At 73.4% G+C, this 24,742-nt stretch carries 23 protein-coding genes; 14 read left to right on the top strand and 9 right to left on the bottom strand.

The window, feature by feature from the left end; translation table 11 throughout:
- Positions 1-706 precede the first annotated feature (706 nt).
- The 3 genes from B056_RS46125 (at position 707) to B056_RS0121775 (ending at position 2,339) form a co-directional block, all read left to right on the top strand.
- The gene (locus tag B056_RS46125; RefSeq protein WP_407672410.1) at positions 707-787 is read left to right on the top strand and encodes a putative leader peptide; all 81 of its coding nucleotides are present in this window, start codon (positions 707-709) and stop codon (positions 785-787) included.
- A 415-nt stretch (positions 788-1,202) separates the two neighbouring features.
- Positions 1,203-1,793 carry a cupin domain-containing protein gene (locus B056_RS37515; protein ID WP_018503980.1) on the top strand — a complete coding sequence of 197 codons (591 nt, stop codon included), beginning with the start codon at positions 1,203-1,205 and terminating at the stop codon, positions 1,791-1,793.
- A gap of 171 nt (positions 1,794-1,964) precedes the next feature.
- The gene (locus tag B056_RS0121775) at positions 1,965-2,339 is read left to right on the top strand and encodes a winged helix-turn-helix domain-containing protein (RefSeq protein ID WP_026239978.1); all 375 of its coding nucleotides are present in this window, start codon (positions 1,965-1,967) and stop codon (positions 2,337-2,339) included.
- Here B056_RS0121775 and thpR read toward each other — a convergent pair.
- From thpR to B056_RS0121790, 3 genes are read right to left on the bottom strand one after another with little or no spacing between them, the layout of a single operon-like run.
- On the bottom strand, positions 2,285-2,914 hold the full coding sequence (gene thpR, locus B056_RS0121780) for an RNA 2',3'-cyclic phosphodiesterase (RefSeq protein ID WP_018503982.1): 630 nt from the start codon (positions 2,912-2,914) through the stop codon (positions 2,285-2,287). The two genes, B056_RS0121775 and thpR, sit on opposite strands and share 55 nt — an antisense overlap.
- The gene (locus B056_RS0121785; protein WP_018503983.1) at positions 2,911-3,474 is read right to left on the bottom strand and encodes a Clp protease N-terminal domain-containing protein; all 564 of its coding nucleotides are present in this window, start codon (positions 3,472-3,474) and stop codon (positions 2,911-2,913) included. The genes thpR and B056_RS0121785 overlap by 4 nt, the downstream gene beginning before the upstream one ends.
- 3 nt (positions 3,475-3,477) lie before the next feature.
- Complete coding sequence (locus B056_RS0121790; RefSeq protein WP_018503984.1) at positions 3,478-3,705, bottom strand: helix-turn-helix transcriptional regulator; 228 nt, start codon at positions 3,703-3,705, stop codon at positions 3,478-3,480.
- Between the two features lie 190 nt (positions 3,706-3,895).
- On the opposite strand from B056_RS0121790, the gene B056_RS0121795 reads away from it, so the two are divergent.
- Complete coding sequence (locus B056_RS0121795) at positions 3,896-4,909, top strand: Gfo/Idh/MocA family oxidoreductase (protein ID WP_018503985.1); 1,014 nt, start codon at positions 3,896-3,898, stop codon at positions 4,907-4,909.
- Between the two features lie 37 nt (positions 4,910-4,946).
- Here the strand turns inward: B056_RS0121795 and B056_RS0121800 are convergent, their stop codons facing one another.
- Entirely contained in the window at positions 4,947-5,372 is a 426-nt protein-coding gene (locus B056_RS0121800; RefSeq protein WP_018503986.1) for a MarR family winged helix-turn-helix transcriptional regulator, read from the bottom strand.
- 401 nt (positions 5,373-5,773) lie between these two features.
- Here B056_RS0121800 and B056_RS0121805 point away from each other — a divergent pair, with 401 nt between their 5' ends.
- From B056_RS0121805 to B056_RS37520, 4 genes are all read left to right on the top strand, one after another.
- Positions 5,774-7,558, top strand: coding sequence for a histidine kinase (locus tag B056_RS0121805; protein ID WP_018503987.1), 1,785 nt, complete (start codon positions 5,774-5,776; stop codon positions 7,556-7,558).
- 1 nt (position 7,559) lies between these two features.
- Positions 7,560-8,249 (top strand): response regulator transcription factor, encoded by a 690-nt coding sequence (locus B056_RS0121810; protein WP_026239979.1) that lies wholly within the window; start codon positions 7,560-7,562, stop codon positions 8,247-8,249.
- Between the two features lie 23 nt (positions 8,250-8,272).
- Positions 8,273-9,376, top strand: coding sequence for a DUF5685 family protein (locus B056_RS0121815; RefSeq protein WP_026239980.1), 1,104 nt, complete (start codon positions 8,273-8,275; stop codon positions 9,374-9,376).
- Between the two features lie 429 nt (positions 9,377-9,805).
- Positions 9,806-11,173, top strand: a complete 1,368-nt coding sequence (locus B056_RS37520) for a citrate synthase (protein ID WP_018503990.1) — start codon at positions 9,806-9,808, stop codon at positions 11,171-11,173.
- A 507-nt stretch (positions 11,174-11,680) separates the two neighbouring features.
- On the opposite strand, the gene B056_RS46130 is transcribed toward B056_RS37520, so the two are convergent.
- From B056_RS46130 to B056_RS0121830, 3 genes are read right to left on the bottom strand one after another with little or no spacing between them, the layout of a single operon-like run.
- Positions 11,681-12,250 carry a DUF262 domain-containing protein gene (locus B056_RS46130; RefSeq protein WP_407672411.1) on the bottom strand — a complete coding sequence of 190 codons (570 nt, stop codon included), beginning with the start codon at positions 12,248-12,250 and terminating at the stop codon, positions 11,681-11,683.
- Positions 12,175-13,299, bottom strand: coding sequence for a phosphoserine transaminase (gene serC, locus B056_RS0121825; protein WP_018503991.1), 1,125 nt, complete (start codon positions 13,297-13,299; stop codon positions 12,175-12,177). The genes B056_RS46130 and serC overlap by 76 nt, the downstream gene beginning before the upstream one ends.
- Positions 13,292-14,386, bottom strand: a complete 1,095-nt coding sequence (locus B056_RS0121830) for a citrate synthase 2 (RefSeq protein ID WP_018503992.1) — start codon at positions 14,384-14,386, stop codon at positions 13,292-13,294. Before B056_RS0121830 ends, serC begins: the two co-directional genes overlap by 8 nt.
- 313 nt (positions 14,387-14,699) lie before the next feature.
- Here B056_RS0121830 and pdxH point away from each other — a divergent pair, with 313 nt between their 5' ends.
- From pdxH to B056_RS0121845, 3 genes are all read left to right on the top strand, one after another.
- Positions 14,700-15,494: a pyridoxamine 5'-phosphate oxidase gene (pdxH, locus tag B056_RS0121835; RefSeq protein ID WP_018503993.1), complete on the top strand. Its 795-nt coding sequence runs from the start codon at positions 14,700-14,702 to the stop codon at positions 15,492-15,494.
- 352 nt (positions 15,495-15,846) lie between these two features.
- The gene (locus B056_RS0121840) at positions 15,847-16,620 is read left to right on the top strand and encodes a hypothetical protein (protein ID WP_026239981.1); all 774 of its coding nucleotides are present in this window, start codon (positions 15,847-15,849) and stop codon (positions 16,618-16,620) included.
- Positions 16,617-17,414, top strand: coding sequence for a L,D-transpeptidase (locus B056_RS0121845; protein WP_018503995.1), 798 nt, complete (start codon positions 16,617-16,619; stop codon positions 17,412-17,414). Before B056_RS0121840 ends, B056_RS0121845 begins: the two co-directional genes overlap by 4 nt.
- Positions 17,415-17,877: 463 nt before the next feature.
- Here B056_RS0121845 and B056_RS0121850 read toward each other — a convergent pair whose 3' ends face one another.
- A complete protein-coding gene (locus B056_RS0121850) occupies positions 17,878-19,290 on the bottom strand; it encodes a cryptochrome/photolyase family protein (RefSeq protein ID WP_035752306.1) in 1,413 nt (470 codons plus the stop codon).
- Positions 19,291-19,339: 49 nt separating this feature from the next.
- Between B056_RS0121850 and B056_RS0121855 the strand changes: the two genes are divergently transcribed.
- The 3 genes from B056_RS0121855 to B056_RS0121865 all read left to right on the top strand — a co-directional run bounded on the left by B056_RS0121855 (position 19,340) and on the right by B056_RS0121865 (position 22,541).
- Complete coding sequence (locus tag B056_RS0121855; RefSeq protein ID WP_018503997.1) at positions 19,340-20,446, top strand: hypothetical protein; 1,107 nt, start codon at positions 19,340-19,342, stop codon at positions 20,444-20,446.
- A gap of 210 nt (positions 20,447-20,656) precedes the next feature.
- A complete protein-coding gene (locus B056_RS0121860; RefSeq protein WP_026239983.1) occupies positions 20,657-21,250 on the top strand; it encodes a hypothetical protein in 594 nt (197 codons plus the stop codon).
- Positions 21,251-21,287: 37 nt separating this feature from the next.
- Complete coding sequence (locus B056_RS0121865; RefSeq protein WP_018503999.1) at positions 21,288-22,541, top strand: alpha/beta hydrolase family esterase; 1,254 nt, start codon at positions 21,288-21,290, stop codon at positions 22,539-22,541.
- A gap of 76 nt (positions 22,542-22,617) precedes the next feature.
- Here the strand turns inward: B056_RS0121865 and B056_RS45445 are convergent, their stop codons facing one another.
- The gene (locus B056_RS45445; protein WP_051105703.1) at positions 22,618-24,597 is read right to left on the bottom strand and encodes a hypothetical protein; all 1,980 of its coding nucleotides are present in this window, start codon (positions 24,595-24,597) and stop codon (positions 22,618-22,620) included.
- Positions 24,598-24,742: the final 145 nt, after the last annotated feature.

Raw genomic sequence — 24,742 nt, forward strand, 5'->3', positions numbered from 1 at the left:
TGGACGTCGCGGAGCGGGTTCGCCGGCTGGACTTCGCGCGAGTCAGTCCTCGTCACTCGCCATCACTTGTCGTCGTTCTTCGTTGCTCGTCGTCGCTCTTCGTTGCTCGTTCGCCAGTCGACGTGGCGGCGCCACGGGGTCGGCCTGGTTCCGGGACCTCGACCGAGAGGTGCCAAACCTGAACCGCCGTGCCGCGCCCGGCCGCCGCGTCGGCTCCGACCGCCAGCCGATCCGACCGTCAGCCGATCAGGCCACGGCAGGACAGGCCATGACGGAACAGGCCACAACCGGCGCGCATCAGAGCGAAGCCTTCGGCCGACCAGAGACCGCGAGTCGGACAGGGACGAGTGCGACGGGCACCGAGCGTCGGCACGCAACCCACGCACAGCGATGAAAGACCGTGCGCGGTGACGGACAGCGACGCGCAGTGGCAGACAGCGGACCGGACTTGGTCAGGATCGACCGGAGGCACTACAGCGGCAGCGGGTGGCGCGGCCGTAGTCGACGCAGCGCCGGCGGGTGAGCAGCGGGCGGGATGCGAACCACGATCTGTGCGATGGCAGCGCCCAACGGGTGAGGAAAACGCGAGCGGCCACGTCCAGAACTGTGCGGAGAGGCGCTTTGTTCAGTCAAGAAGTGATAAAGTGAATCAGATCACACCGCGAATTGGTTGGCGGCGATTCACCGGCGTGTTTCCGTTGCTTCTGTGTTGAAGCCGGCCTACCTCGTGACGCGTGGGCACATCGACTTGTTGAGGGTTGCCTCCGCCGCCTGTTCGGCTCACTGACGCCGTTCGTGGTGCGCCGCGGCGCGGCCCGCACCCGGGTCCGCCGCCGCGATCCGGCCGCTCGCACCACGCTGCCACCGCCGCGCGCCGCCACACGCCCCGCTCCGTACGCGGCCGTCGCCACGCGAACCACGCCGCCGGCCGGCCACCCCGACACTGTCCGGACGTCACGTCCGGGGCCTCGCCGTCCCGGAGGTCCGCCGGCGGTTCGGCCGGCCCGATACGGGGCCTGGCACGGCTCCACCGGCCACCGGCTCCACCGGCTCGGCGGGCGGCGCGGCACCGCGGGCGCGGCCCACTCCGGTGAACGTGGCTGTCCGCTCGGTGCCGCCTCCGGCGGGCGCGTCCGCTGACGCGGTGTGCTGCCACAGACCTGACAACCGCACCACCGACCTCAGCACCGGAGCGCCGACCCGTGAGTGACCTGCACGTTCCTTCCATCGACGATCTCGTACCGTCCCCCGAGGAGATCGACGCCTTCCATCGGCGGCTGCATCACATCGCGCCCTGGGCGCTCGATCCCGAGACGGCGCAGACGTCCGGGATGCGGCGGCTGGCGGCGGTGAGCGCGCGCACCGTGGGCTCGTCGAAGCTCTGGATGGGCCAGACGCACGTGGCGCCGGCGACCGCGTCGGCCAACCATCACCACGGCCGGTCCGAGACCGCGATCTACGTGGTCAGCGGGCATCCGGAGTTCGTCTTCCCGGCGGACGAGCTCGCGGCGGACGACGCCGACGGCGCGAGCGGCGGGAGCGACCCGGGCGGCGGGAACGGCGGGAGCGACCCGGGCGCACCACCGCGGGAGATCCGGGTCCGGACGTCCCCGGGGGACTACATCTTCGTTCCGCCGTGGGTGCCGCACCGCGAGGAGAACCCGGATCCCGAGCACGAGGCCCTGGTGGTGATCGCCCGCAGCACCCAGGACGCGATCGTCGTCAACCTGCCGGACCTGCGCTGGACCGGCTCCATCCGAACGACCAGCGAGGACATCGCGGGTTGCTCGTAACAGTCACGAGGGGGTCCCGGGCCCAGCCGCTCGCGTCGGGGTCCCGGCGGCTCCTCCTGACCCACGTCGCCGTGTCCGTCGACCCCACCCGGTCCGCCTGTTCCACCCGGCTCGTCAATCCAACCCGTGGCACCCGACCTCGTGCCCCATCCGAATCGTCTGGAGGCGTCCGTGGCAGCCCATGCCGGCTTCGTCGCGAGTACACCCGTCAGCGGCGCCGTGGACGTCGACCGCCTGGCCTGGCAGGTCCTGGTCGACGGACGGCCGATCGACCTCACCTACCTGGAGTTCGAGGTGCTCGACTACCTCGTGCGCAACCCGGGCCGGGTACACAGCCGGGAGGAGCTGCTGCGTGAGGTGTGGCGGCAGGACCCCGGCGCCCTCGGCGCGTCCGCCCCGCGAACCGTCGACGTCATGATCACCCGGCTGCGACGCAAGCTGGGCCGCCATCACCGGGACCACATCGAGACGGTCCGGCGGGTCGGGTACCGCTACCGGCCGGCGGGCGACGAGCCGCTGAGGTCCCACTCATCCTCGACGCTGTAGCTGGGGGACGGCCCGCCGACGCTGCTCATCAGGGTCAGGGTCCGTGCCGTCCAGGCCGAGGGCACCATGATCTCGCCGAGGGCGCGGACCAGTGGCCGCAGGTCGGCGATGGCGCCGTCGGGAACGCGGGCCAGGGTGAGGTGGGCCCGCAGGGGGCGGTCGTCGCCACCGTCCGCGCCGGCCCGGACGGCCGCGCGGCGCACCCCGGCCGCCAGCGGCCCGAGATCGCCGGCGACCCGGGCCCAGAGCACCCGGTGACCGAAGCGGCCCGCGCCGTCGAGGCGCAGCCCGACCGGGCCGTGCCGGTGGGCGACCCGGCCGAGCCGCTCGGCGAGCGCGGGCCGCGTCTCGGGGCGGACCGGCCCGAGGAACGCCAGCGTCACATGCCACCGCGCCGGCTCCGTCCAGCGCAGCCGCGGCACGCCCGCCCCCGCGCCACCGGTCACTGCCCCGCTGCCGGTCGCCCCCGTGCCGCCGGTCATCTCGGAGACGGCGGTGGCCAGCTCACGCAGCGTCTCCGCCGGCGGGAGCAGCGCGACGAAGAGCCGCTCCCGGCCTGGTACCGGCCCCGTCACAGCGCGGCGCGGACCTGGTCGGTCGTCAGCCCGCGCCGCTCGATCAGGCGGACCGCGATGCACGACGGGTTACTCAGCACGCCGAGCAGCAGGTGTCGCGGTTCGACGTCCCTCGCGCCGTGGGCCTGGGTCACGCGCAGCGCCCGTTCGAGCGCGCGGGTCGCCTCCCCGGCGAGCCGGACCGGCCGGCGGCGCCGGAACCAGGAGCGCCGCGGTGGGCGGCGGGTGAGCGTGGCGCCGAGAGTGCCGTTGAGCGCGCCCTCCCCGAACCGCTGCTCGACCGCCCGCCGCACGGCGTCGTAGTCGACCCCGATGGAGGCAAGGGCGTCGGTGTCGAGGTCGCGGCCGCCGAAGGAGATCACCCGCGCCCCGGCGAGCTCGCCGCGCAGGGCGGACTCATCCAGCCCGAGCCCGGCCAGTGCCCGGCCGACCGGGCCGCCCTCGATGACCAGCCCGAGCAGCAGGTGCGCCGTGTGCACCCGTTCACCGTGGCCCAGGACGGCCGCGTCGACGGCCGCCCGCACCGCCCGCCTGGACTCCTCCGTGAATCGTTCGAGCACGGTCTACCTTCCCTTCCCGAAGCGACGGCCGTACTTCTTGTGGGCGGCCTGCCGGCTGACGCCGAGCACGTCCGCGATCTCCTGCCAGGACCAGCCGCTGCCCCGCGCGCTGGCGACCTGGAGCTCCTCCAGGGACTCGAGCAACGCCCGCAGCGACGCGACGGCGGCGAGCCCCACCCGGGGGTCGTCGCTGGACGCCGCGCCGGCGAGCGTCGTGGCTGTAGCGCTCATGGGCGTCAACTTACGTTGACAGCCAGAAGTTGTCAACCGAAGTTGACACACCCCGGGCCGCCGCACGACGGGCACACCCGGGCGGCGTGACGCGACCTGGTCACAGCGGGCTGGTTCGAGTGGGTGGTCTGGCGACGGGATCGGCCCGACCGCCCACCCGCGGACGGCAATCAGGGGCACTATCGGAGCTGTGACGACGGTCCCCGAACTGGTGGCGCCCCGCGATCCCGGCCTGTCCAGAGCCTGGCGCTCCGACCGCCGGGCCGCCCGGCGCGGGCAACCCGACCTCCCGGTCGCGATGGCCCTGGTCACCGACGGTTCCGAACGCTCGACGGCGGACGTCCTGCGCGACGCCGGGGTCGACGTCGTGGGGCTGCTGGCGCCGGAGCCGCTGGAGTCGCTGGCCTGGGCCGCCGAGGCGAAGGCCCCGCGCGCCTACAGCGATCTGATCGCCCTGCTGTCGGACGACATCGAGGCGGTCTGCATCGAGATGTCGCCCCCGGCGTCCGACATCGTGGCCCGCCGGGCGGCCGAGGCCGGCCTGCACGTGCTGCTGGCGAAGCCGGCCACGGCCGAGGCGGAGGCGCTGCGCGCGGTGGCCGACATCGCCGAGGACGCCGACCTCGCCCACGTCGTCGCGCTGGACGGCCGGGCGTGGCCCGCGGCGTGGCACGTTCAGGCGTCGGTGCACTCGCTGGGCCGGCTGAGCCAGATCACCGTGGTCGGCGCGCCGTCCGGGCCGATCGGCCGGGCCGAGATCATCGACCTGACGCTGCGCTGGTGCGGCGAGATCCTCGCCGTGTGCGCCGATCCCGGCAGCATGCCGGCGACCACGCTCACCCCCGACGCGCCGGTCACGCTGGCCCTGCTCGCCGCCAACGGGACGACCGTCCTGATCAACGAGCGGATGGGTGGGGAGATCGCCACCGCCACGGTGACCGTCTGCGGCGAGGAGGGGCGCATGGTCGTCCAGGGCCGGCGCGTCCGTCGGCAGGACGGGACGGGCGTGCGGGACCTGTGGATGCCGACGGTGCCCGCCGAGCGGCCCGGTCTGGTCGAGGCCACCTACGACGTCGTGCGGGCCACCGAGCTGGACGACCCGGCGCTCGTGCGCGGCGCGACCTTCCACGACCTGCTCACCGCGACGCGCCTGCAGGTGGCGGCCGCGGCGTCACACAAGCGGGGCGGCTGGGTGGAGCTGTAGGGCTCTGGGGTCTGTAGGGCTCTGTGGGGCTGTGGGGCTACAGGCCGGCCAGACGGTCCAGGATCGGGGCGGCGACCCGCAGCGCGTCGGCCTCGGCCGGGGAGAGCTCCACCAGGCGCTCGGCCAGCCACTCGTCACGGCGGCGGCGGTCCGCGGCGAGAAGCTCCCGACCGGCCTCGGTGACCTCGGCGATCACCTGCCGGCCGTCGGAGGGGTGCTGACCGCGGTGGACGAGGCCGGCCTCGGACAGGTTCGCGATCACCCGGGTCATGGACGGCGGTTGCACCCGCTCGTGCGCCGCCACCTCGCCGAGCGTCATCGGCCCGTGCCGGTCGAGCGTGGCGAGCGTGGCGACCTGGGTCGGTGTGAGTGTGCTGGAACGTTCCTGGCGCATTCGCCGGGAGAGCCGCATGACCGACAGGCGCAGGGTGGAGGCGAGTTCCGCCGCGCTGCCGCTCTCCATTTCTCGAAAGTACTCGTTAGCGTCGCTAAACTTCAAGGGCGATCAGGGCGGCCTTTTTCTCGTGTCTCCCCCCGCGATGCGCCGGCCACGGGGGTGAATCGGCACTCCGCCAGGGCGGATGAACCAACGATCCGACCAGACAACAGGCAGGCACGCGTACCGAGCGTCGAGAGCCGGCCACCCCCCGGTAGCGTCCGGCTCCCGACGGTCCGGGACACCCGCCCACGGCCATGCGGCGGGACGCCTCCACTATTCACCGACACGACACAGCCCCGCTTCGGGGAGATCTCCACGGTTGCGGGGTAGTTCCCACCTTTGCGCCTGGGGGGTAACCCTCGGGCCGAAGGGCCTGGTGTGTAACCCTTGTCGAGTGAGATCGTCGCGATCGGTGGTGGCCTGAGGTGCCCCATCCGTACCTGCCGCGGCCCCTGACCCGAATGGCCGCGCGGCACCGTTCGGCTGCCCTGACCACCGCCGGCGTCATGACGGTCGCGATCACCATCGCGGCCCAGTGGCCGGCCTGGTCCACGACGCCGTTCCCCGCCGCGCTGAACGTCTTCGTCTCCCTCACCTTCGTCCTCACCGGGCTCCTGCTCCTGGACGAGGACGCCCTCGACAGCGTGAGCAGCGCGTTCGTCCTCGGCGGGGTGCTGTGGACGGCGTCCTGGGCAGCGACCTGGGAGGCCGGCCCGTCCGCCGTGATCTCCTCGTTCGCCTACACCCACTTCTGGGTCTGCCTCGGCTGGGGCGTGCTTCGCTACCCGACCGGACGTCTGCACGACACCGGCGAACGGGTGCTGCTCGGCACCGCCGTCGCGGTGATCCCGGTGGGCAACCTCGTGCTGATCGCGCTGTCCCGCCCGGAATCCTTCGGCTACGACCCCGGCGTGTGGTGGTACGGCTCCGCGATCGGCCTGGGCGTGTTCGACGCCGTCGTGCACACCCTCGACGCCCTGACCCTCGTGGTGGTCGTCGCCTTCGGCGTGGCCATCGCGCGGCGCCACCGCCGGGCCTCCGCGCTGGAACGGCGCACCCTCGGGCCGGTCGCCCTCGGCATGCTCGCCGCGTTCACCATGGCCGCGGTGGTGAACCTGTTCGTCTACTACCCGCAGGGCGCCGAGATCGATCCGATCTTCATCCCGATGGAGCTGGCGCTGTTCGCCATCCCGGTGGCCTTCGCCGTGGCCGCCGTGCGCCGCCACCTCGCGCGGGCCCGCATCGCGCAGCTGCTGAGCGGGCTGAGCACACCGCCGACGCCGGCGGCCGTCCGCGAGGTGCTCCGAGCGGCGGTCGGCGACGGCGGCGCGGAGCTCTACCTGTGGATGCCCGAACGCGGCTTCCACGTGGACGCCGACGGCCTGCCGGCCGTCCCGCCCGCGGCGGGCGGCACCCAGCTCGCGCTGCCCGTCCGCACCACCGCCGGCGCGCCGCTGGCCGTGCTCTCCGCGCACTCGTCGCTGGAACGCGACCGCGACCTGGTCGAGGTCGCGCTGAACGCCAGCGCCATCGCGCTGGAGAACGCGCGGCTGCACGCCATGGTGACCGCCCAGGTCGACGCCGTCCGGGCGACCCGGACCCGGCTCGTCGAGGCGGGGCTCGCCGAGCGCCGACGGATCGAGCGTGACCTGCACGACGGCGCGCAGCAGCGGCTGCTGGCGCTCTCGGCCCGGCTCGGGCTCGCCCGGGAGCAGTCCACCGACCAGGCCACGGTCGCCGCCCTCGAGGGAGCACGGGAGGACCTGCGCGCCGCGCTGGCCGAGCTGCGCGGACTCGCGCGCGGCATCCACCCGCCGGTGCTGAGCGAGAGCGGACTGAAAGCGGCACTGGAGAACGTCACCGAGGCGCTTCCTGTGGAGGTCGATCTGGATGTGCCCGAAGACCGGTTCGACACCACCCTGGAGACCACGGCGTATTACACCGTGAGCGAGGCTCTGGCGAATACCGTCAAACACGCGGACGCCAGCCATGTGCGGGTAACGGTCAGATTGTTCGAGGAGCAGTTCCTCATCCAGGTGACCGACAACGGGAAGGGCGGTGCGACGATCAGCGACGGTGGCGGAATCGCCGGCCTCGGCGACCGGGTTCGCGCGCTCGGCGGCGAGTTCACGCTGTCGAGCCCGGAGCGCTCGGGAACCCGACTGACGGCGAGCATCCCCTGGAGCGGCGGGGTAGAGGGTGACGGCTGACATGCGGGTAGCCATAGCGGACGATTCGGCGCTGTTCCGGGAAGGCCTCGCGATGCTGCTCACCGCCGCGGGCGTGCGGGTCATCGCGCAGGCCGCCGAACCGGACAAGATCCTCGCGCACATCGCCGACGAACCTCCCGACGTCGTCATCCTCGACATGCGCATGCCGCCGACCTTCACCAACGAGGGGCTCGTCACCGCCGAGCGGATCCGCTCCCTGCACCCCGGGGTCGGCGTCCTGGTGCTCTCCACCTACGCGGACATCCGCTACGCGGTCCGCCTGCTGGGCGACGGCCGCGGCGGCACCGGCTACCTGCTCAAGGACCGCGTCGAGGACGTCGGCAACCTCCTCGACGGCCTGCGCCGGATCGCGGAGGGCCGCCTCGTCGTGGACGAGGAGATCGTCGCCGGGCTGCTCGCCCACCGCCGCAAGGCCGAGGCCCTCGACCGGCTCACCGAGCGGGAGCGCGCCGTCCTGCGGGAGATGGCGGAGGGCCGGTCCAACGCCGGGATCGCGCTACGCCTCCACCTGGCCGCGAAGACGGTGGAGAACCACGTCGCGAGCGTGTTCACCAAGCTCGAGATGCCGGTGTCGGGTGACGACAACCGCCGGGTGCTCGCCGTGCTCGCCTGGCTGCGGTCGTCGGGCGGCGTCATACCGCGCCTGGCGGAGGGCCCGCCACCGTCGTAGGCCCACCGCCGTAAGGTCCCAGCGTGTTCGGATTGATCCAGCCGTGCCGGGGTCGTCTCGGCGCCACTGCGCACGAGCTCTGGTCGGCGCACCTCTGCGGGCTGTGCCTGGCGCTGCGGGACACCGCCGGCCAGCCGGCCCGGCTCGCGACGACCGGTGACGGCGTCGTCCTCTCGCTGCTGGTGGCCGCCCAGCGCCCGACCGCCACCGTGCGCCGCGGCGCCGGCCCGTGCCCGCTGCGGTCCATGCGGACGGCGCGGGTCGTCGCCGCCGATGATCCGGGCATCACGCTGGCGGCCTCGGCGTCCCTGGCCGCCGCGGCGGCCCGCATCCACGACCACGCCCGGGACGGCGACGGCCTGGCCGGCACCCGACTGCTGCGGGCGGGCGCCACTCGCGCCGCGGGCGCGGTGGACCGCGCCGCCGACCGCACCGGGCGACGCGTCGGCTTCGACACCGCGGAGCTGGTCGAGTCGGTGCACCGCCAGTTCGCGCTGGAGACCGCGACCCGGCGGTGCCCCGAAGCCGACGGGGCCGCCGACGGGAACACGGAACGCGCCGGGGCGCTGCTCGCGCTCATCGCGCCGACCGAGGACGCCGCCGCGGCGGCGTTCCGCCACTGCGCCGAGCTCGCGGGACGTCCGGAGAACACCGGGACGCTGGCGGAGGCCGGCCGGCTCTTCGGCCGGCTCACGCACCTCCTGGACGCCGTGACCGACCGTGCCGCCGACGGGCAGGCCGGGCGCTGGAATCCGCTGACCGCCAGCGGGACCACCGACGCCGCGGCCCGGTCGCTGTGCCTGGACGCGCTGACCGGGCTACGCCTGGCGGTCGACGAGCTCACGCTGGCCCCGTCCGCCGACGCGGCGCTGCTGCGCGCGCTGCTGGTGGACGAGCTCGCGCACACGGTCACCCGGACGTTCGCCGGTGCCGGCGGCGCCGGCGGCGCCACCACCGCCCGTGCCACCGGCACCGGGACCGCTCCGGTGGAGGGCGGCGGTTGGTGGCGCCGTCGGCGGGCCCGGCGGCAGGCACGCCGACGGGGCCGGCGGCAGGAGAGCTGGTGCGAACGCTGCGGGGACTGCTGCGAGGCGTGTGAGGTCTGCGACTGCGGCTGCGACTGCTGAGAGCGCGCCGTGCCGGGAGCACGGCTGGTCCCGGCACGGGTCGGTCACGGCTGCTGCCCCTGACCGGCACCCCCAACCGACAAGATGTGACCAATATCGCTAAATGAGCGGCCGCCGCGGGGGTTGGCCGGCTCTGGTCCCCCCGGGACACCCCTGACACCGGCCACCGGGGCCTCCGAACGGACCCAAATCGGGTCGGCCCTTACCAGGAGGGGCATCGATGATGCCACCCGCAGGTAGGAGGCATAGAGGGTGGCACAGCACACGTGGGACGGACGCCACCGATCACGCGCATGTGATGGCCCGAACCGCGAGACTTGGGGACAACCGAACAGAACCAGTGAACTGGCGAGAGCGCTCCGAACCGGGCGCGCGCCCGAAGGTGGCCGACGCCGTCACCCGGCAGTGCCATGGCGAGAGGAGCCCGGCGTGACCGAGCAGGTCAGTAGCCTGACTGTCACCGACAACCGCACCGGTCGGACGTACGAGGTACCGGTGGCTGACGGCACGATCCGCGCCAGTGCGTTCCGTGCCATCAAGGTCGATGACGACGACTTCGGTCTGATGGCCTACGACCCGGCCTTCACCAACACGGCCAGCTGTCGCAGCGCGATCACCTACATCGACGGTGACGCCGGCATCCTGCGCTACCGCGGGTACCCGATCCAGGAGCTGGCTGAGAAGAGCAGCTTCCTCGAGGTGGCCTACCTGCTGCTGGCCGGCGAGCTCCCCACCTCGGACGAGCTCTCCACCTGGGAAGACGAGATCACGCACCACACCCTGGTGCACGAGTCGATCAAGAAGTTCATCGACGGCTTCCACCACGACGCCCACCCGATGGGCATGCTCGTGTCGACCGTCGGCGCGCTGTCGACCTTCTACCCGGACGCCAAGACGATCGACGACCCGGGCCTGCGCCGGCTGCAGATCGTCCGGCTCATCGCGAAGATCACCACCCTGGCGGCGTTCTCCTACCGGCACTCGGTCGGATTCCCGTACGTCTACCCGGACAACGATCTCTCGTACGCCGGCAACTTCCTCAACATGATGTGGAAGGCCACCGAGCTCAAGTACGAGCCGGACCCGAACCTCGAGCACGCCCTCGACGTGCTGTTCATCCTGCACGCCGACCACGAGCAGAACTGCTCCGCCAACGCGATGCGGGCCGTCGGCAGCTCCCAGGCCGACCCGTTCTCCGCCGCGGCCGCCGCGATCGCGGCGCTCTACGGCCCGCTGCACGGCGGCGCCAACGAGCAGGTCCTGCGGATGCTCGCCGACATCGGCTCGGTCGAGAACATCCCCGCCTTCATCGCCCAGGTGAAGGACGGCAAGAAGAAGCTCATGGGCTTCGGCCACCGGATCTACAAGAACTACGACCCACGGGCCCGGGTGATCCGCCAGGTCGCCGACGAGGTCTTCAAGGTCACCGGGACGAACCCGCTGCTCGACCTCGCGATGGAGCTCGAGCGGATCGCCCTCGAGGACGAGTACTTCATCTCCCGCAAGCTCTACCCGAACGTGGACTTCTACACCGGCATCATCTACCAGGCCATGGGCTTCCCGGTGGAGATGTTCCCGGTGCTGTTCGCGATCGGCCGCATGCCGGGCTGGCTGGCCCAGTGGGAGGAGGGCCTGCTCGACCCCGAGCAGAAGATCGCCCGTCCCCGCCAGCTCTACATCGGCTACGACGAGCGTCCGTACATCCCGATGCACGTCCGCTCCTCGGCCACGGACGCCGAGACCGACCCGATCGCCGCCCAGGCCGCGCACGCGGCTCCCGTCCGCCCGCTGCGCTGACCTTTCCCGTCAGGGCCGAGGGGTAGGACAGTCCCACGGGACTGGTTCTCCCCAGTCCGCGCACGTTCCACGGACCCGGGTGCCCCGCTCCCGGGTCCGTGGCGGCGTTCCGCCCGGTCCACTCCACTGCCGTGCGATGGGGATGGGGATCTGGGCAGCGTTGTACGACCGGGTGGTGTCCGCCGTACACGGGGGACGGCCCGGCTTGGGCCACGGTTTACTGATTAGAGCCTCGGCGGGTCTGCGCCCTGCCACCCCGGGTTGGGAGGCACTCACTTCGGTGGCCCTCCTGCCTGAAGCATCCCGGACACAGCGATGTCGGACGCAGGGGTGCCAGCCACGGGGATGCCAGGCAGGGAATCCCGAACAGGCACGGCTCGGCCAGCTCCGACCTCCTCGCCCTTTGGTTTCTTTCTCGCTGTTTCGGGGAGAAATCTCGGCGAGTTCCGGCCCGAAAGGGCGGGGACAAAACCAAAGGACGAGTAGGCCGCCCGGAACATAAGGGATTTATGCCCCATAAACGGCGGTCTGACCCCTCGGGTGTGATCGGAGATGGCCGGTCGGTATCCACCTACGCGGGCGGCGGGCGATCCTGCGTCTCCTCGAACCTGGGCCAGTGACACACGCGAAACAACGACAGATGGTCGTCAGACGCTGGATCCCGTCAACGATCGCCCAGGTTTCCTTCGCGTCCCCGGCCGCGTAGAGAGTCGGCAACGGTATCCGGAGAAGAAGCGACTCAATCAACCGGCTTTGTCGTTCCTCCGTCCAGATCCCACTGCGTCGCCGGAAATCGGGCTCCAGATCGATCGAACCATGTTTGATCCTGGAGAGAAGTAGGTCGACAGTCGGATTCCGGGTTCCGAAGTCACGCGACGACCCCTGACAAGCGACTGGGCCGAGGAGACGACATGTCTCCTCGGCCCAGTTCGCGCACCCGATGCCGGTCCTGCCACGGGGCGGCCCCCGGTCCCGGTCCCGGCCTGTCGGCCTGTCGGCGGTTAGAGGCGTTCGACCACGTGGTCGATGGCGCTGGTCAGGGTCTCGACGTCCGACGGCTCGATCGCGGGGAAGCAGGCCACCCGGAGCTGGTTGCGGCCCAGCTTGCGGTAGGGCTCCACGTCGACCACGCCGTTGGCACGCAGCACCTTGGCGACCGCGGCGGCGTCCACACCGTCGAAGTCGATGGTGACGACGACCTGCGAGCGCTGCGCCGGGTCGGTGACGAACGGCGTCGTGTACGGCGTCTTCTCGGCCCAGTTGTACAGGGTCGAGGAGGACTCGCCGGTCCGGCGCACGCACCAGTCCAGGCCGCCGTTGCCCAGCATCCAGTCGAGCTGCTCGGCGAGCAGGAACAGCGTGGACACCGCCGGGGTGTTGTAGGTCTGGTCCTTCGTGCTGTTGTCCAGCGCGGTCGTCAGGTCCAGGAACGGCGGGATCCAGCGGTCGGTCGCCGCGATCTCGCCGAGCCGGGCGATCGCCGCCGGCGACATCAGGGCGACCCAGAGCCCACCGTCGGAGGCGAAGCACTTCTGCGGCGCGAAGTAGTAGACGTCCACCTCGGTGAGGTCGACGGGCAGGCCGCCGGCGCCGGAGGTGGCGTCCACCAGGTGCAGCGCGCCCGCGTCGGCGCCGACGGGCCGGCGCACCGGCCGGGCCACACCGGTGGACGTCTCGTTGTGCGGCGTGGCGTAGACGTCGACGCCGGCCTCGGGCGCCCAGTCCGGGTGGGTGCCCGGCTCGGACTTCACCACCGACGGCGCGGCCAGGAACGGGGCGCCCTTGGTGGTGTCGGCGAACTTGCCGCCGAACTCGCCGAAGACCAGGTGCTGGGAACGCTCCCGCACCAGGTTGAAGGCGGCGGCGTCCCAGAACGCGGTCGCGCCGCCGATCCCGAGGACCACCTCGTAGCCCTCGGGGAGGGAGAACAGGTCGGCCAGGCCGCCGCGGACCCGTCCGACCAGGTTCTTCACCGGCTTCTGCCGGTGCGAGGTGCCGAGCAGGGAGGTCCCGCTCGCGGCGAGGGCCGCCACGGCCTCGGTGCGGACCTTGGACGGCCCGCAGCCGAACCGACCGTCGACCGGGCGCAGTGACTCCGGCAGGACGATCGTCTGGGCGTCAGGCATGGACGTCCCCCAGCGGCCGCGGAGCTGGGCCGACGTAACGGGCGGACGGGCGGATGAGCCGGCTGGTGCGCTTCTGCTCCAGGATGTGCGCGCTCCAGCCCGCTGTGCGGGCGCAGGTGAACATGGAGGTGAACATATGAGCCGGCACCTCGGCGAAGTCCAGGACCACGGCCGACCAGAACTCGACGTTCGTCCGCAGCGGACGGTCCGGGTACCGGTTGGTCAGCTCCTCGATCGCGGCCGCCTCGAGGGCCTCGGCCACCTCGTACCGGGTCGAGCCCAGGTCGCGGGCGGTGCGGCGCAGCACGCGGGCGCGCGGGTCCTCGGCGCGGTAGACCCGGTGCCCGAAGCCCATGAGGCGCTCCTTGCGGTCCAGGGCGCGGCGGACGTAGCCGACCGGGTCGCCGGTGCGCTCGACCTCGTCCAGCATCGCCAGCACCCGGGACGGCGCGCCGCCGTGCAGCGGGCCGGACAGCGCGCCCACGGCCGCGGACAGCGCCGCGGCGACGTCCGCCCCGGTGGAGGCGACCACGCGGGCGGTGAAGGTGGAGGCGTTCAGCCCGTGCTCGGCGGCGGACGCCCAGTAGGCGTCGACGGCCTGGACGTGCTTCGGGTCCGGCTCGCCGCGCCAGCGGATCATGAACCGCTCGGTGATGGTGCGGGCGCGGTCGACCTCCTTCTGCGGGACGGCGGGCTGCCCGATCCCGCGGGCCGACTGCGCCACGAAGGACAGGGCCATCACCGACGCCCTGGCCACGTCCTCGCGGGCCTGCTCGTCAGAGATGTCGATCAGCTGGCCGAAGCCCCAGTAGGGCGCGAGCATCGCCAGGGCGCTCTGGACGTCCACCCGGATGTCGCCGGAGTGCACCGGTACCGGGAACTGCTCCGCCGGCGGCAGGCCGGGCTCGAACGACCCGTCGACCAGCAGGCCCCACACGTGGCCGTAGTCGACCTTGCCGACGAGGTCCTCGATGTCGACGCCGCGGTAGCGCAGCGCGCTGCCTTCCTTGTCCGGCTCGGCGATCTCGGTCTCGAAGGCGATCACGCCCTCCAGGCCCGGCTTGAAATCGCTTGTCTTCTCGGCCATCGAGTCCGGATCTCCGCTTCTGTCTCAGCCAGCCACGGGACGGGCCCTGCCGAGACCGGCCGGTCGCGCAACCGCGTGGCCGGCCGAGCTGCACGACAGTCCCGTGTTAACGGCGCAATCGTCCGTCTGCATCCTGCCCTGTCAGACACGGCAACGCCACCGGACGGGGCGTGATGAGTCGCGTTCCGCACGGCCCGGCATCGCCTGGGCCATGGCGGTTTCCCCGGTTTCGGGCGATCACCTGGGCCGCGACCGCCCGAGGTGAAGCCAGTCACATCGACGGAGGGTGCCACCGGGCTGCCAGGATCGGGGCATGGCCGCCCATCCGCCCGTGCACGAACCGCCCGTGCCCGACCCGGCTGTGGTCGAGCCATCCGCGCCCGACCCGGCCGTGCCCGACCCGGCCGCGCAGCGGCGCGGCTACCACCCCGGCCGGTTCGACGAGCGGATGCTCGCCCCGACCTGGCTCGAGCAGTTTCAGGAATGGTTCATCGACGCCTCGGCCCCGGGGGCGGGTATCCGCGAACCCAACGCGATGATCTTCTCCACCGCCGACGCGGCCGGGCGGCCGAGTTCCCGCACCGTCCTGATGAAGGGGTTCGACGCGCGCGGATTCGCGCTGTTCACGAACTACACGTCGACGAAGGCCCGTGAGGCCGCCGCGAATCCGTACGGGTCGCTGCTCTTCCCGTGGTACCCGTTGGAACGCCAGGTGATCGTCGCCGGTTCGATTGAACGCGTGTCGCGGGCGGAGAGCGCGGAGTATTTCCGCTCCCGGCCGCGGGGATCCCAGCTCGGCGCGTGGGCGAGCCACCAGTCCCAGGTGATCGACTCCCGCGCGGCGCTCACCGAGCGGCTCGCCTGGCTCGGCCACAGGTGGCCAGCTCCACAACCGGTGCCGACTCCCCCCTTTTGGGGGGGACTGCGGCTCGTCCCGACCTCGGTCGAGTTCTGGCAGGGGCGTCCGGACCGCCTCCACGACCGTCTGCGCTACCGCCTGACCACTCCCCGTCGAGACTCCGGCAGCACACCGGACGCCGGACCCGCCGACGCACCGAGTCGGCCCGCCGACGCTGCGGGATGGATCGTCGAGCGTCTGGCGCCCTGAAGACGGGCGAACCGGTCATATCGTCACGACGTCCGAAATGCCAGCGCTGTCATTACGGCTGGCGGACGGGCCCGGTGGGCGCGAGGCCGTGATCCCGATTCGGCGCCGGGGGCACGACACCGCGGGGGCGATACGCGATTAACACTGACGAACACCCAACGTTCCCGCTACACCAGACCCGCTCACCTCGTGACGAACCAGGCATTGGTACCTTCCTGCGTGCAGTTGCAACTGATCGGCAGACGCTGATCCGCGCCCTGCGTCGACGCGCCGCCCTCCGGCCCGTCGACGCTTCGGCGGGCGCCGACGGCGGGTGTCGCGGCGACCCGTCACAGTCGAGGGAGACGGATTCATGCGGATCACAAGAATGCGGGCCATCGCGGCCGGCGTTCTCGGCGCGGCCCTGATCTCAGTGGCCGCACCGGCCTCAGCAACCACACCGGAACCGACCCCGACGACGAGTGCCACGCCGACCGCGACACCGACCCCGGACCCTGCCGGCGACATCCTCGGCGGCAGCAACCCGACGCCCACCGGCACCCCGACGGCCGAGGCCACAGCGAGCCTCGACCCGAGCGCCACGCCGAGCGTCGACCCCTCCGCCACCCCCAGCACGGACCCGAGCGCCACCCCCGGCGTAGAGGTGAGCACCACGGCGACCGGCACGCCCTCGCCCACCCCGAGCTCGGGGACGGGCGACCCCATCCTCGACGGGTTCCTGTCGCTGCTGCCCTTCAAGGTGCCGCTCGACAAGGAGATCGACGGGATCGAGGACTTCGACGCGAACCCGCTCCTGCTCACCTTCACCTGCGGCGCCTCGGGCCCTGAGTGGACGCTGCGGAACACCTCCGACAAGGCCCTCGGCTTCGGCTGGTTCGACACCAGCCTCGGCGCCGGGATCTCGGAGATCGGCCCCGGCCAGAGCCTGCCGCTGCAGACCCACGCGATGGCGGTCATCGCCTCGCCGTGGGACGCCGAGACCGGTTACCTCCTCGTGACCGTCCCGACCGTGGGCGTCTCGGACTGCGCTGGGACGGCCCCGCCCGTCGACCCGCAGGTCTCGCTCCCCGTCGCCGACCCGGCCGTGGCTACGGCGGTGCGGGCCGAGCCTTACTACACGCGATGACCGGCGGCGTCGGCACGACCAGCCACGTCGCGAAGGCCCGTCGCGGCCTGGACCGGGTGGGCACGGCGGCGCTGGCCGTCGTGCTCGGCGGCGTGATCCTCACCGGCTGCGGCGGGGACGACTCGACCGCGGCGTCCGGCCAGGTCCCGGAGCCGGTGCGCAGCCAGCTCGCCGCCGTCGCCGGCCTCGGCCAGGGCGCGAGCACCGTCGTGACCGCCACCGGCGCGAGTGTCGACGTCTACCAGGCACCGAACGCGGCGAAGCCGACGTCCAGCCTGTCGAACCCGAACGAGAACGGCGCCCCGCGGGTCTTCCTGGTGCAGGCGAAGATGCCGGGGTGGTGGCAGGTCCTGCTGCCCGTCGAGCCCAACGGGAGCTCGGGCTGGGTCAAGGCCGAGCAGGTGACGGCTAGCCAGACCCCCTACCGGATCGTCGTCGCCCGCGGCGCGCACAAGCTGCGGCTGCTCAGCAACGACAAGGTGATCGCGGAGGAGCCGGTGGCGATCGGCACCACCGACACCCCGACGCCCGGCGGTCGCTTCTTCCTGATGGAACTCCTGAAGCCCAGTGACCCGGGCGGCCCCTACGGTCCGTACGCCTTCGGGCTCAGCGGCTTCTCGACCAGCCTGGACTCGTTCGGCGGCCGGGACCCGGTGATCGGCATCCACGGGACGAACGAGCCCGGTTCGATCGGCCGGGACGTCAGCCACGGCTGCATCCGCCTGAGCAACGACGCGATCACCCGCCTGGCCCAGACCGTCCCCCTGGGCACTCCGGTGGAGATCATCGCCTAGCCGCCCCGGTGGCCGGCCCACCCTGTGGTCAAAAGAAGTGGGGCGGCCGGTCGAGTCCATGGACTCGACCGGCCGCCCCACTTCTCACGTATGACTGAGCCGGGATCGGGTTCGGGTCGCGACCGTGTGGCCCAGCGCCCCCTCCGAGCACGGACGGACACGGCCGCGACCTCCGTGACGCGCCGGTACGGGCTGCCCTCCACATCCCGCACCGGCGCGACCACGTCCGATGGAGCCCGTCACCTCCCCACCGGTCGGGCGGGCGAGGAGTCGAGCCCGCCGTCTCCCTGCCCACATCAAGGGTGGCCAATCCCCGCCGCGGGAACCGGCGGTCCACGGAATCGGGCACTGTCGGATAACCGACACGACCTTCACTTGCGACGTGACCAATCAACCCGGTAAGGGGACGAACCTGACGATCCGCCACCCAGCCGACCAGTTACCCCGCCGGCCGGCGGGCCGGTCAGGCGTGGTGGCGGGCCCGGGCGTGCCGGTCCAGGGCCTCCCGGCGTTCGGCGGCGTGATCGACGACCGGGCGCGGGTAACCGTTCGGCGGACCGGCCGGGAGCTTCCACGGCTCGTGCACCACGTCGGACGGGAGACCGCGCAGCTCGGGGACCCAGCGGCGGATGTAGGCCCCGTCGGGGTCGAACCTGCGGCCCTGCGAGACCGGGTTGAACACCCGGAAGTACGGGGCGGCGTCGGTTCCGGTGCCGGCCGTCCACTGCCAGCCGTGGTTGTTGGACGCGAGGTCGCCGTCGACGAGGCGCTCGAGGTACCAGCGGGCGCCGTGCGTCCAGTGGACGTGCAGGTCCTTGCACACGAACGAGGCCTCGATCATCCGGACCCGGTTGTGCACCCAGCCCTCGGCGAGAAGCTGGCGCATCCCGGCGTCGACGATCGGGTAGCCGGTGCGGCCCCACTTCCACGCCTCGAAGGAGTCGCCGGGAGGCTCGTAGTCCATCGCGGCCAGGGTCTCGGTGAGGTCGGTCCGGGCCGACGACGGTGTCGTGGCGAGGACGTCCGCGTAGAACTCGCGCCAGGCGAGCTCGGAGCGGAACTTCTCGGCCGAAGCGGCCGCCGGCTCCGCCCCGGCGGCCCCGGCCCCGGCGGCCGCGGCGGTGCGGAGCGCGTCGAGGACGGTGCGCGGGTGGACACAGCCCCACTTCAGGTAGGGCGAGAGGCGGGAGGTGACGGCCGCGGCCGGCTCGTCGCGGTGCGCCGCGTAGCCGGCCAGCGATTCGGTCAGGAAGGCGCCCAGCCGCTCGTGCGCGGCGTGCTCGCCGGCCGGCGGTAGCTCGGTGCCCCCCAGGTCCGGATCGGCCGGTATCGGCTCGCCGCCGCCGTCGAGGTCGGTGGGCCGGAGCCAGGTGGGATCCGCCGGCCCGGCCGGCGCGCGCCAGCCGTGCTCCTTCCAGGCCCGGTAGAAGGGCGTGAACACGCGGTAGGACGTCCCGTCGGGCTTGCGCAGGCGGCCGGGCGTGACGGCGTAGGGCGAGCCGGTGCGCACGAGCCGCCGGCCGTCCGCGGCCAGAGCACGTTCCACCAGGTTGTCGCGGTGGGATCCGTACGGGCCGTAGTCGGCCGCGATGTGGACGGCGTCCGCGGCGATCTCGCGGGCGAGCGCGGGGACGACGTCCGCCGGGTTCCCGGTACGCACGCACAGCCGGCCGCCGAGCCGGGCGTCCAGGTCGCGCAGGCACCGGTGGAGGAACGCCAGGCGGACGGGGCCGGCCGGGCGCCGCAGCGCGTCGTCGAGGACGAAGAGCGCCAGCACCCGGCCGGATCCGGCGGCGGCGAGCAGCGCCGGGTTGTCGTCGAGCCGGAGGTCGCGGCGAAGCCACCACACCGCCTGCGTCGAGGGAGGCGAGCTCATCCGACAGAGGTTAGTCAGTCACCGTGAGTCACCAACGGAGACCACTTCGATGACACGCAAGGTCACGGCGTGGCATCGACAGATCGCCGTGGGCTTCCGGTGTGCTGACGCGGTGACGCAGGCGGTGCAGTGGGATCAGGGCGTCTCGGACGCGTGGTCACGGATCGCGCAGATCGGCCCCAAGATCCTGGTCTTCGCGTTCGCCGTCGCCGTCGGAGCCGTGGTCATCCGGGGCGTGCTCCACGCCGCGGACCGGATGCTGGAGCAGGCCGGCCTCGACGGCGCGATCGACCGCGCCGGCGCGTCCCGACTGTTGCGCTGCCAGACCGGGGTCATCCGGGGCTGGCTGCTGCGGCTGGTGGCCGTGATCGGCCTGTTGGCCGTGCTGCGCGCCGCGCTCGGGGTGTTCGGGCCGAGTCCCGCCGACCGGATGGCCGGCGCCGCCCTGGCACTGCTCGCCCGCGCGCTGCTCGCGGCCGTCATCGCGCTGCTCGGGCTGGCGCTGGCCGCCCGGGCGCGCCGCCTGGTCACCGAGTCGTTCGCCGGGCTGCAGCATGGCAACCTGCTGAGCAGGGTCGTCGCCGGGTTCGCCGTCCTCGCGTTCGGCAAGGCGGCGCTGGACGAGCTCGGCATCGGGACCTCGGTCACCACGCCGCTGCTCTACGCGGTGCTCGCGACGGGCACCGGAGTGGTGGTGGTCGGGGTGGGCGGTGGTCTCGTCCGGCCGATGCAGAGCCGCTGGGAGGACATCCTCGACCGGGCCGAGGACAGCGCCGGTGAGGCCCGCGCCGTCTGGCGCGCGAACCGGGTCGGGACGCCGAACCGGGGCGGGACGCCCCCGCCACCGGCGGCGACACCGGCGACACCGGCGCCGGCAGCCACGTCCCCGCCGACACCCGCGGCCACGCCGGCACCCACGGCCACGCCGGCGCCGGCGCCACGGCGCCCGCCCGGGGCTCCGACCCTGCCGGGAGCCGCTCCGGGGGCCCTGCCGAAGGGCCCCTCCACAGCCGAAGCGCCGGGGCGGGTACCGTCCACGGATCCCGCACCCGCGTCGCCACGCACGGCCCTGCCATCGCCGTCGGTGCTCCCCGGCCCGCCGCCGACCTCCCCCGTCCGGGGGGAGAACCAGCTCCCCGGCACTGTTTCCGACTGACCTGTGGGTGTGCGTTCGGCGAACTGCGACGCGCCGCGACGCCGGGTGGGGCACTCTGGGAAGGGACGGCTTCGGGTGGCGGCGCGGCGTCCGCGCCACGCCGCATGACGGTGGGAGACACCTACGCCAGGACGCAACGCTGACGAGCAGGACCTCGCGGGGGGCGACGCCGCACCGGCGTCGAGAGATTGCGAGCGAAGGGACATCTCGGTGAACGAGCCATCCGACATGGAACGTTCACGGCTGCTCCTCGGATGGCTGGCGGCTCGCAGGGCGGTGGACCACTGCCTGTCCGATCTGCTGGCTGCCGGCCCGGCCGGCGAACGACGGGTCCGCGAGTCGCTCGAGAAGGTCGACGACCTGGAGACTCGCGCGCAGGTCGCGTTCGATCGCTACCGGAGCGCGGCCGAGTCCACCGAGCCCCGCGGGCCCGGCGCTGACCGCGCCCAGGCGACGCGGATCATGGACGCGAGCAGCGCCGGTTCCGGGACGGGAACGGCCGAGGACGGTCGCGACAGAACCAGGTTCGACCGGAACAAGTCAGACCGGGGCAAGGTCGACAGCGGGGTGTCGGCGATCCCGAGCGGCGATCCGCGCCCGTTCGACGTCGACTCGAGAAACGTCATGCCCCTGCATGTGAACCCGCGTGGCCTGCCCCCGGGCGGGAGAGAACCGACCGGCGGGGAACCGGCCGTGCCTGAACGCTGGTCCCGTGACCGGCCCCGCCTGAACGTGGTGCGGGCAGCCGAGAACGACCTCGCACGTAGCAGTCCTAACACAAAGAGTAATCAACGACACCGTTGACGCGCGGCCCGGTAGGCGGCGCGTCAGAATATCGATCGTGTCGGCCGTCCGCAGCCGCCGCTTCGTCGCGGTACGGCTTCTCATCTCCCTGCTCGCGGCAGCGCTGGTCGTGGCCGGGTGCGGGCTCGCGGGCGGGGCCGGGCCGAGCGCCCGGCCCGGCCCGACGAGCGAGGAGGGGACCATCCCCACCCCGCCGCCGACAATCGGTCCCGACGCCTTCGAGCGGAGTGGACGGGGCGGTCAGATCCGGTTGACGCTGCCGGACGCCGGCACGGCGGGCCCGTACCCGCTCGTCGTGGCGCTGCACAGCCTGTACCACGACGGCACCGAGCCGCAGCGCGGCTGGGGGCTCGACGAGCTCGCCCGCTCGGCCGGCTTCGCCGTCGTCTACCCCGACGGGCTGGGGATGTCCTGGAACGCGGGCACCTGCTGCGGCCCGGCCGGGGCCGCCGGCAGTGACGACGTCGGCTGGCTGCGCTCGCTCATCGCGCACCTGGAGAGCAGCTACCCGATCGATCCGCGGCGGGTGAGCATCATCGGGCTGTCGAACGGCGGCATGCTCGCCTACCGCTACGCCTGCGAGCACGGCGACGAGCTCGCCGGGTTCGCGGTCGTCGCGGCCAGCCTGCAGACCTTCAACTGCGTCCCGCCCGCGCCCGTGACCACGGTGTCGATCCACGGCGGACTGGACGGCCACGTCCCGTACGCCGGCGCGCTGTGGTCCGAGGCCCTGCAGACGGGGATCACGCCCGTCGAGGTGAGCCTCGCCCCGTTCCGGGCGGTGGACGGCTGCCCGGCACCCACCCAGCCCGCCGACACCACGACCACCGGCGCGGACGGCCACCCGATCGGCACGACCGGGGCCGGGGCCCAGGTCGGGGTGGTCGGCCCGGCCGGGTCCGCCACCGCCGGACCAGCCGACCCGGCGATCGTCACCGCCGCCGGCCCCGGGCTGCCGGCCGCCACCACATCACCGGCGGCCGGGCAGGGACCGCTGGGCCAGGCGCCCCTCGGGCAGGCCCCGCTGGGCCAGCCGCCGGCGACGGGACCGGCACCGGCGGGACCGGGCACGCCCGCGGCCCAGCCGCTCGCGCCGCCGGTCCAGGTGGCGCCGGTGGCCGTCCGGCACGAGACGACCTGTTCGACCTCCGCCCGCCTCGTGCAGTACGTGCTGCCGGCGCTGGGCCACGGCTGGCCGCCGCTGACCGGCGCCGGCTCCTTCGACACGGCCACCGTGCTGTGGGAGCTGCTGGAGCCGGCCCGCGCGGCCGCCGCCGGCCCCCGGATCTGAACGACCCCGCCCCGCCCCACCGGCCTGGCTGACCGACGTCAGGCAGGCCGACGTCGGCCGGGCCGGGAGGCCGGTGTCAGGCGGCCGGCTGGAACGAGGCGCGCAGCGCGCCCATCAGCGTGTTCAGCGACGCCGCGGCGTCCGCCGGAACCCTGGTGATGAGCACGTAGACCGCGCCGGGCGCCTCGCTCGTGCGCATGAGGTACGAGACACGCTGGCCGTCACGGTCGTAGGAGCCCGCCAGCTCCTGCACGGTCGCCCCGGACGTGTCCGTAGCCGGGCCCGAGCGGTCCTGGGTGAGCCCCGGGACGCTGCCGAACTCACTGCTCTGGACCTGGCTGAGCGCCGTCGTGGCGTCCGCGTCCGGGATCCGGGCGACGCCGATCATCCGCGGGCCGTACTCGGCGGATGTGCCCACCGCGCCCGCCCCGGGCTCCCCGAAGAACACACCGGTGTTGTCCCGCCGCTGCTTCCAGGACGCCGGATGGGAGAACGTCGCCTTCTGGTCGGGGTCGGTGAAGGCCACCCAGTCCGCCGGCACCGCGGCCGGTGGCTGGCCGCCCCCCGCGGGAGCACCGCCGGACGGCGCCGGGGAGGCCGACGGGGCGGTGCTCGGCGTCGCCGTCGAGGGCGTGCCCGCCGTCGTCGCCGTGTCGCCGCTCGGACGCACCTTCTCCCAGACGACGCCGGCGCCGACGCCCACCGCGAGGGCGACACCGAGCACGACCAGGGCGATCACGAGGCGCCGCAGGAAGGGCCCCAGCCCGGCGGCCTCGCCGCCGTCCGGACCGTCGAAGTCGTCGCCATCGTCCGGGAAGTCAGGTTCGCCGGGGAAGTCGGCCTCGTCGAAGCCGCCCCGGCGCGGGGGCGCGGCCCGGCGCGGCCCGGTCCCGCCGGAAGCCGCGCCGACGGCACCCAGCGCCTCGGTGCCGACGCCCCCGGATCTGGCCCGGTCCTGCGGGCCGGTGCCGTCCGGGCCGCCGGCGCGCCGGGCGGCCCGGGCCCGCGCCCGCGGACCGGTGCCGGGTGCCGGGCCACGGGCGTCGTCGTCCGCCGGACCGTCCGGGTCGCGGTACGGCAGGTCCCGCGCGGGACCGTCGCGGTATCCGCGCTCCTGGTCACGGTAGGGCTGGTCCCGCCGCTCGGCGTCGCGCGGGTCGGCGTCGGGCAGCGCGACGTCGCGGTGCGCCATCTGCGGGTACGCCGCGTCCCGGTAGGCCGGGTCGGGGCCGCCCCGGCGCCCGCCCGGATCCGTCCCCGGGGCCGCGGCCGATCGGACCGGCTCCGGCTGGTACGGGTCCGGACGGGCGGCGCCGGCGTCCACCCCGCTCCCCCGCTCGGGGGCCTGCCGAGGCGCCGGGCCGGTGGACCCCGGCGGACGCGTCGGGGCCCGGCCGGCGCCGGCACGCGGAACCAGGGCGCCGCGGACGGAGGTCGTGTCCCGGCGGGCACCGGGACCGGGCGGGCCTCCTGGGCCTCCTGGGCCGCCCGGGCCGCCTGGGCCGCCCGCCGACGGGTAGCCGCCCGTGTCGGGTCCGGGTGGCGGGTAGGGGCCGGTCGCGGGGCCCGGGCCGGACGGCGCGTAGGGCGCGCCGCCACCCGCGGGCGGACGGGCGCCGGGCCCGGGCGGCGGCGGGTACTGGCCTCCGGGCGGGTACTGCCCTCCCGGCGGGCCGGCCGGGGGGTACTGGCCTCCCGGCGGGTACTGACCTCCTGCCGGGCCGGACGGCGGGTAGGCACCGGCGCCGGGACCCGGACCGTAGCCGGCTCCGGGGTCGGCGGCCGACGGGTATCCCGGCTGCTGATGGGCACCGCCCGGCCGGGGGGCGTCGGGATAGCCCGTGGGCGGGCCGCCCTGGTACTGGGGCGGACCCTGGTACTGGGGCGGACCCTGCTGGGCACCGTCGGCGCGGGGGTCGTTCCGGTACTGCTGACGCTGGTCCGGGCCGTCCCAGTAGCCGTCCGGCCCCAGGTCGTCCGGTGCGCCGGGCGGCCGTTCCCGGTAGCCCGGCCCGGCCTGATCCCGAGGGTCACCTCTCCATGCACCGTCCGTCACCAGACAACCTCCGATTCCGGGCCATGCAGGAAATACCCGAGCGGATACCGGTGTATCACGCCGTTGCGGAAGTGTTGCGCGAGCCCCCTTGACATTCAGTCCACCTCGTGGCCTATTTCCCGACCTCTCGCGGGAAGTCGGCCGG

This window comes from Parafrankia discariae, from assembly GCF_000373365.1.
GTDB lineage: Bacteria > Actinomycetota > Actinomycetes > Frankiales > Frankiaceae > Parafrankia > Parafrankia discariae.

Excerpts from the sequence above, each read along its gene's own strand:
- B056_RS0121790 (WP_018503984.1), bottom strand. The coding sequence starts at position 3,705 with ATGAGCGCTACAGCCACGACGCTCGCCGGCGCGGCGTCCAGCGACGAC.
- B056_RS0121800 (WP_018503986.1), bottom strand. The coding sequence starts at position 5,372 with ATGGAGAGCGGCAGCGCGGCGGAACTCGCCTCCACCCTGCGCCTGTCG.
- B056_RS0121810 (WP_026239979.1), top strand. The coding sequence starts at position 7,560 with ATGCGGGTAGCCATAGCGGACGATTCGGCGCTGTTCCGGGAAGGCCTC.
- serC (WP_018503991.1), bottom strand. The coding sequence starts at position 13,299 with ATGCCTGACGCCCAGACGATCGTCCTGCCGGAGTCACTGCGCCCGGTC.
- B056_RS0121830 (WP_018503992.1), bottom strand. The coding sequence starts at position 14,386 with ATGGCCGAGAAGACAAGCGATTTCAAGCCGGGCCTGGAGGGCGTGATC.
- pdxH (WP_018503993.1), top strand. The coding sequence starts at position 14,700 with ATGGCCGCCCATCCGCCCGTGCACGAACCGCCCGTGCCCGACCCGGCT.
- B056_RS0121840 (WP_026239981.1), top strand. The coding sequence starts at position 15,847 with ATGCGGATCACAAGAATGCGGGCCATCGCGGCCGGCGTTCTCGGCGCG.
- B056_RS0121845 (WP_018503995.1), top strand. The coding sequence starts at position 16,617 with ATGACCGGCGGCGTCGGCACGACCAGCCACGTCGCGAAGGCCCGTCGC.
- B056_RS0121850 (WP_035752306.1), bottom strand. The coding sequence starts at position 19,290 with ATGAGCTCGCCTCCCTCGACGCAGGCGGTGTGGTGGCTTCGCCGCGAC.
- B056_RS0121855 (WP_018503997.1), top strand. The coding sequence starts at position 19,340 with ATGACACGCAAGGTCACGGCGTGGCATCGACAGATCGCCGTGGGCTTC.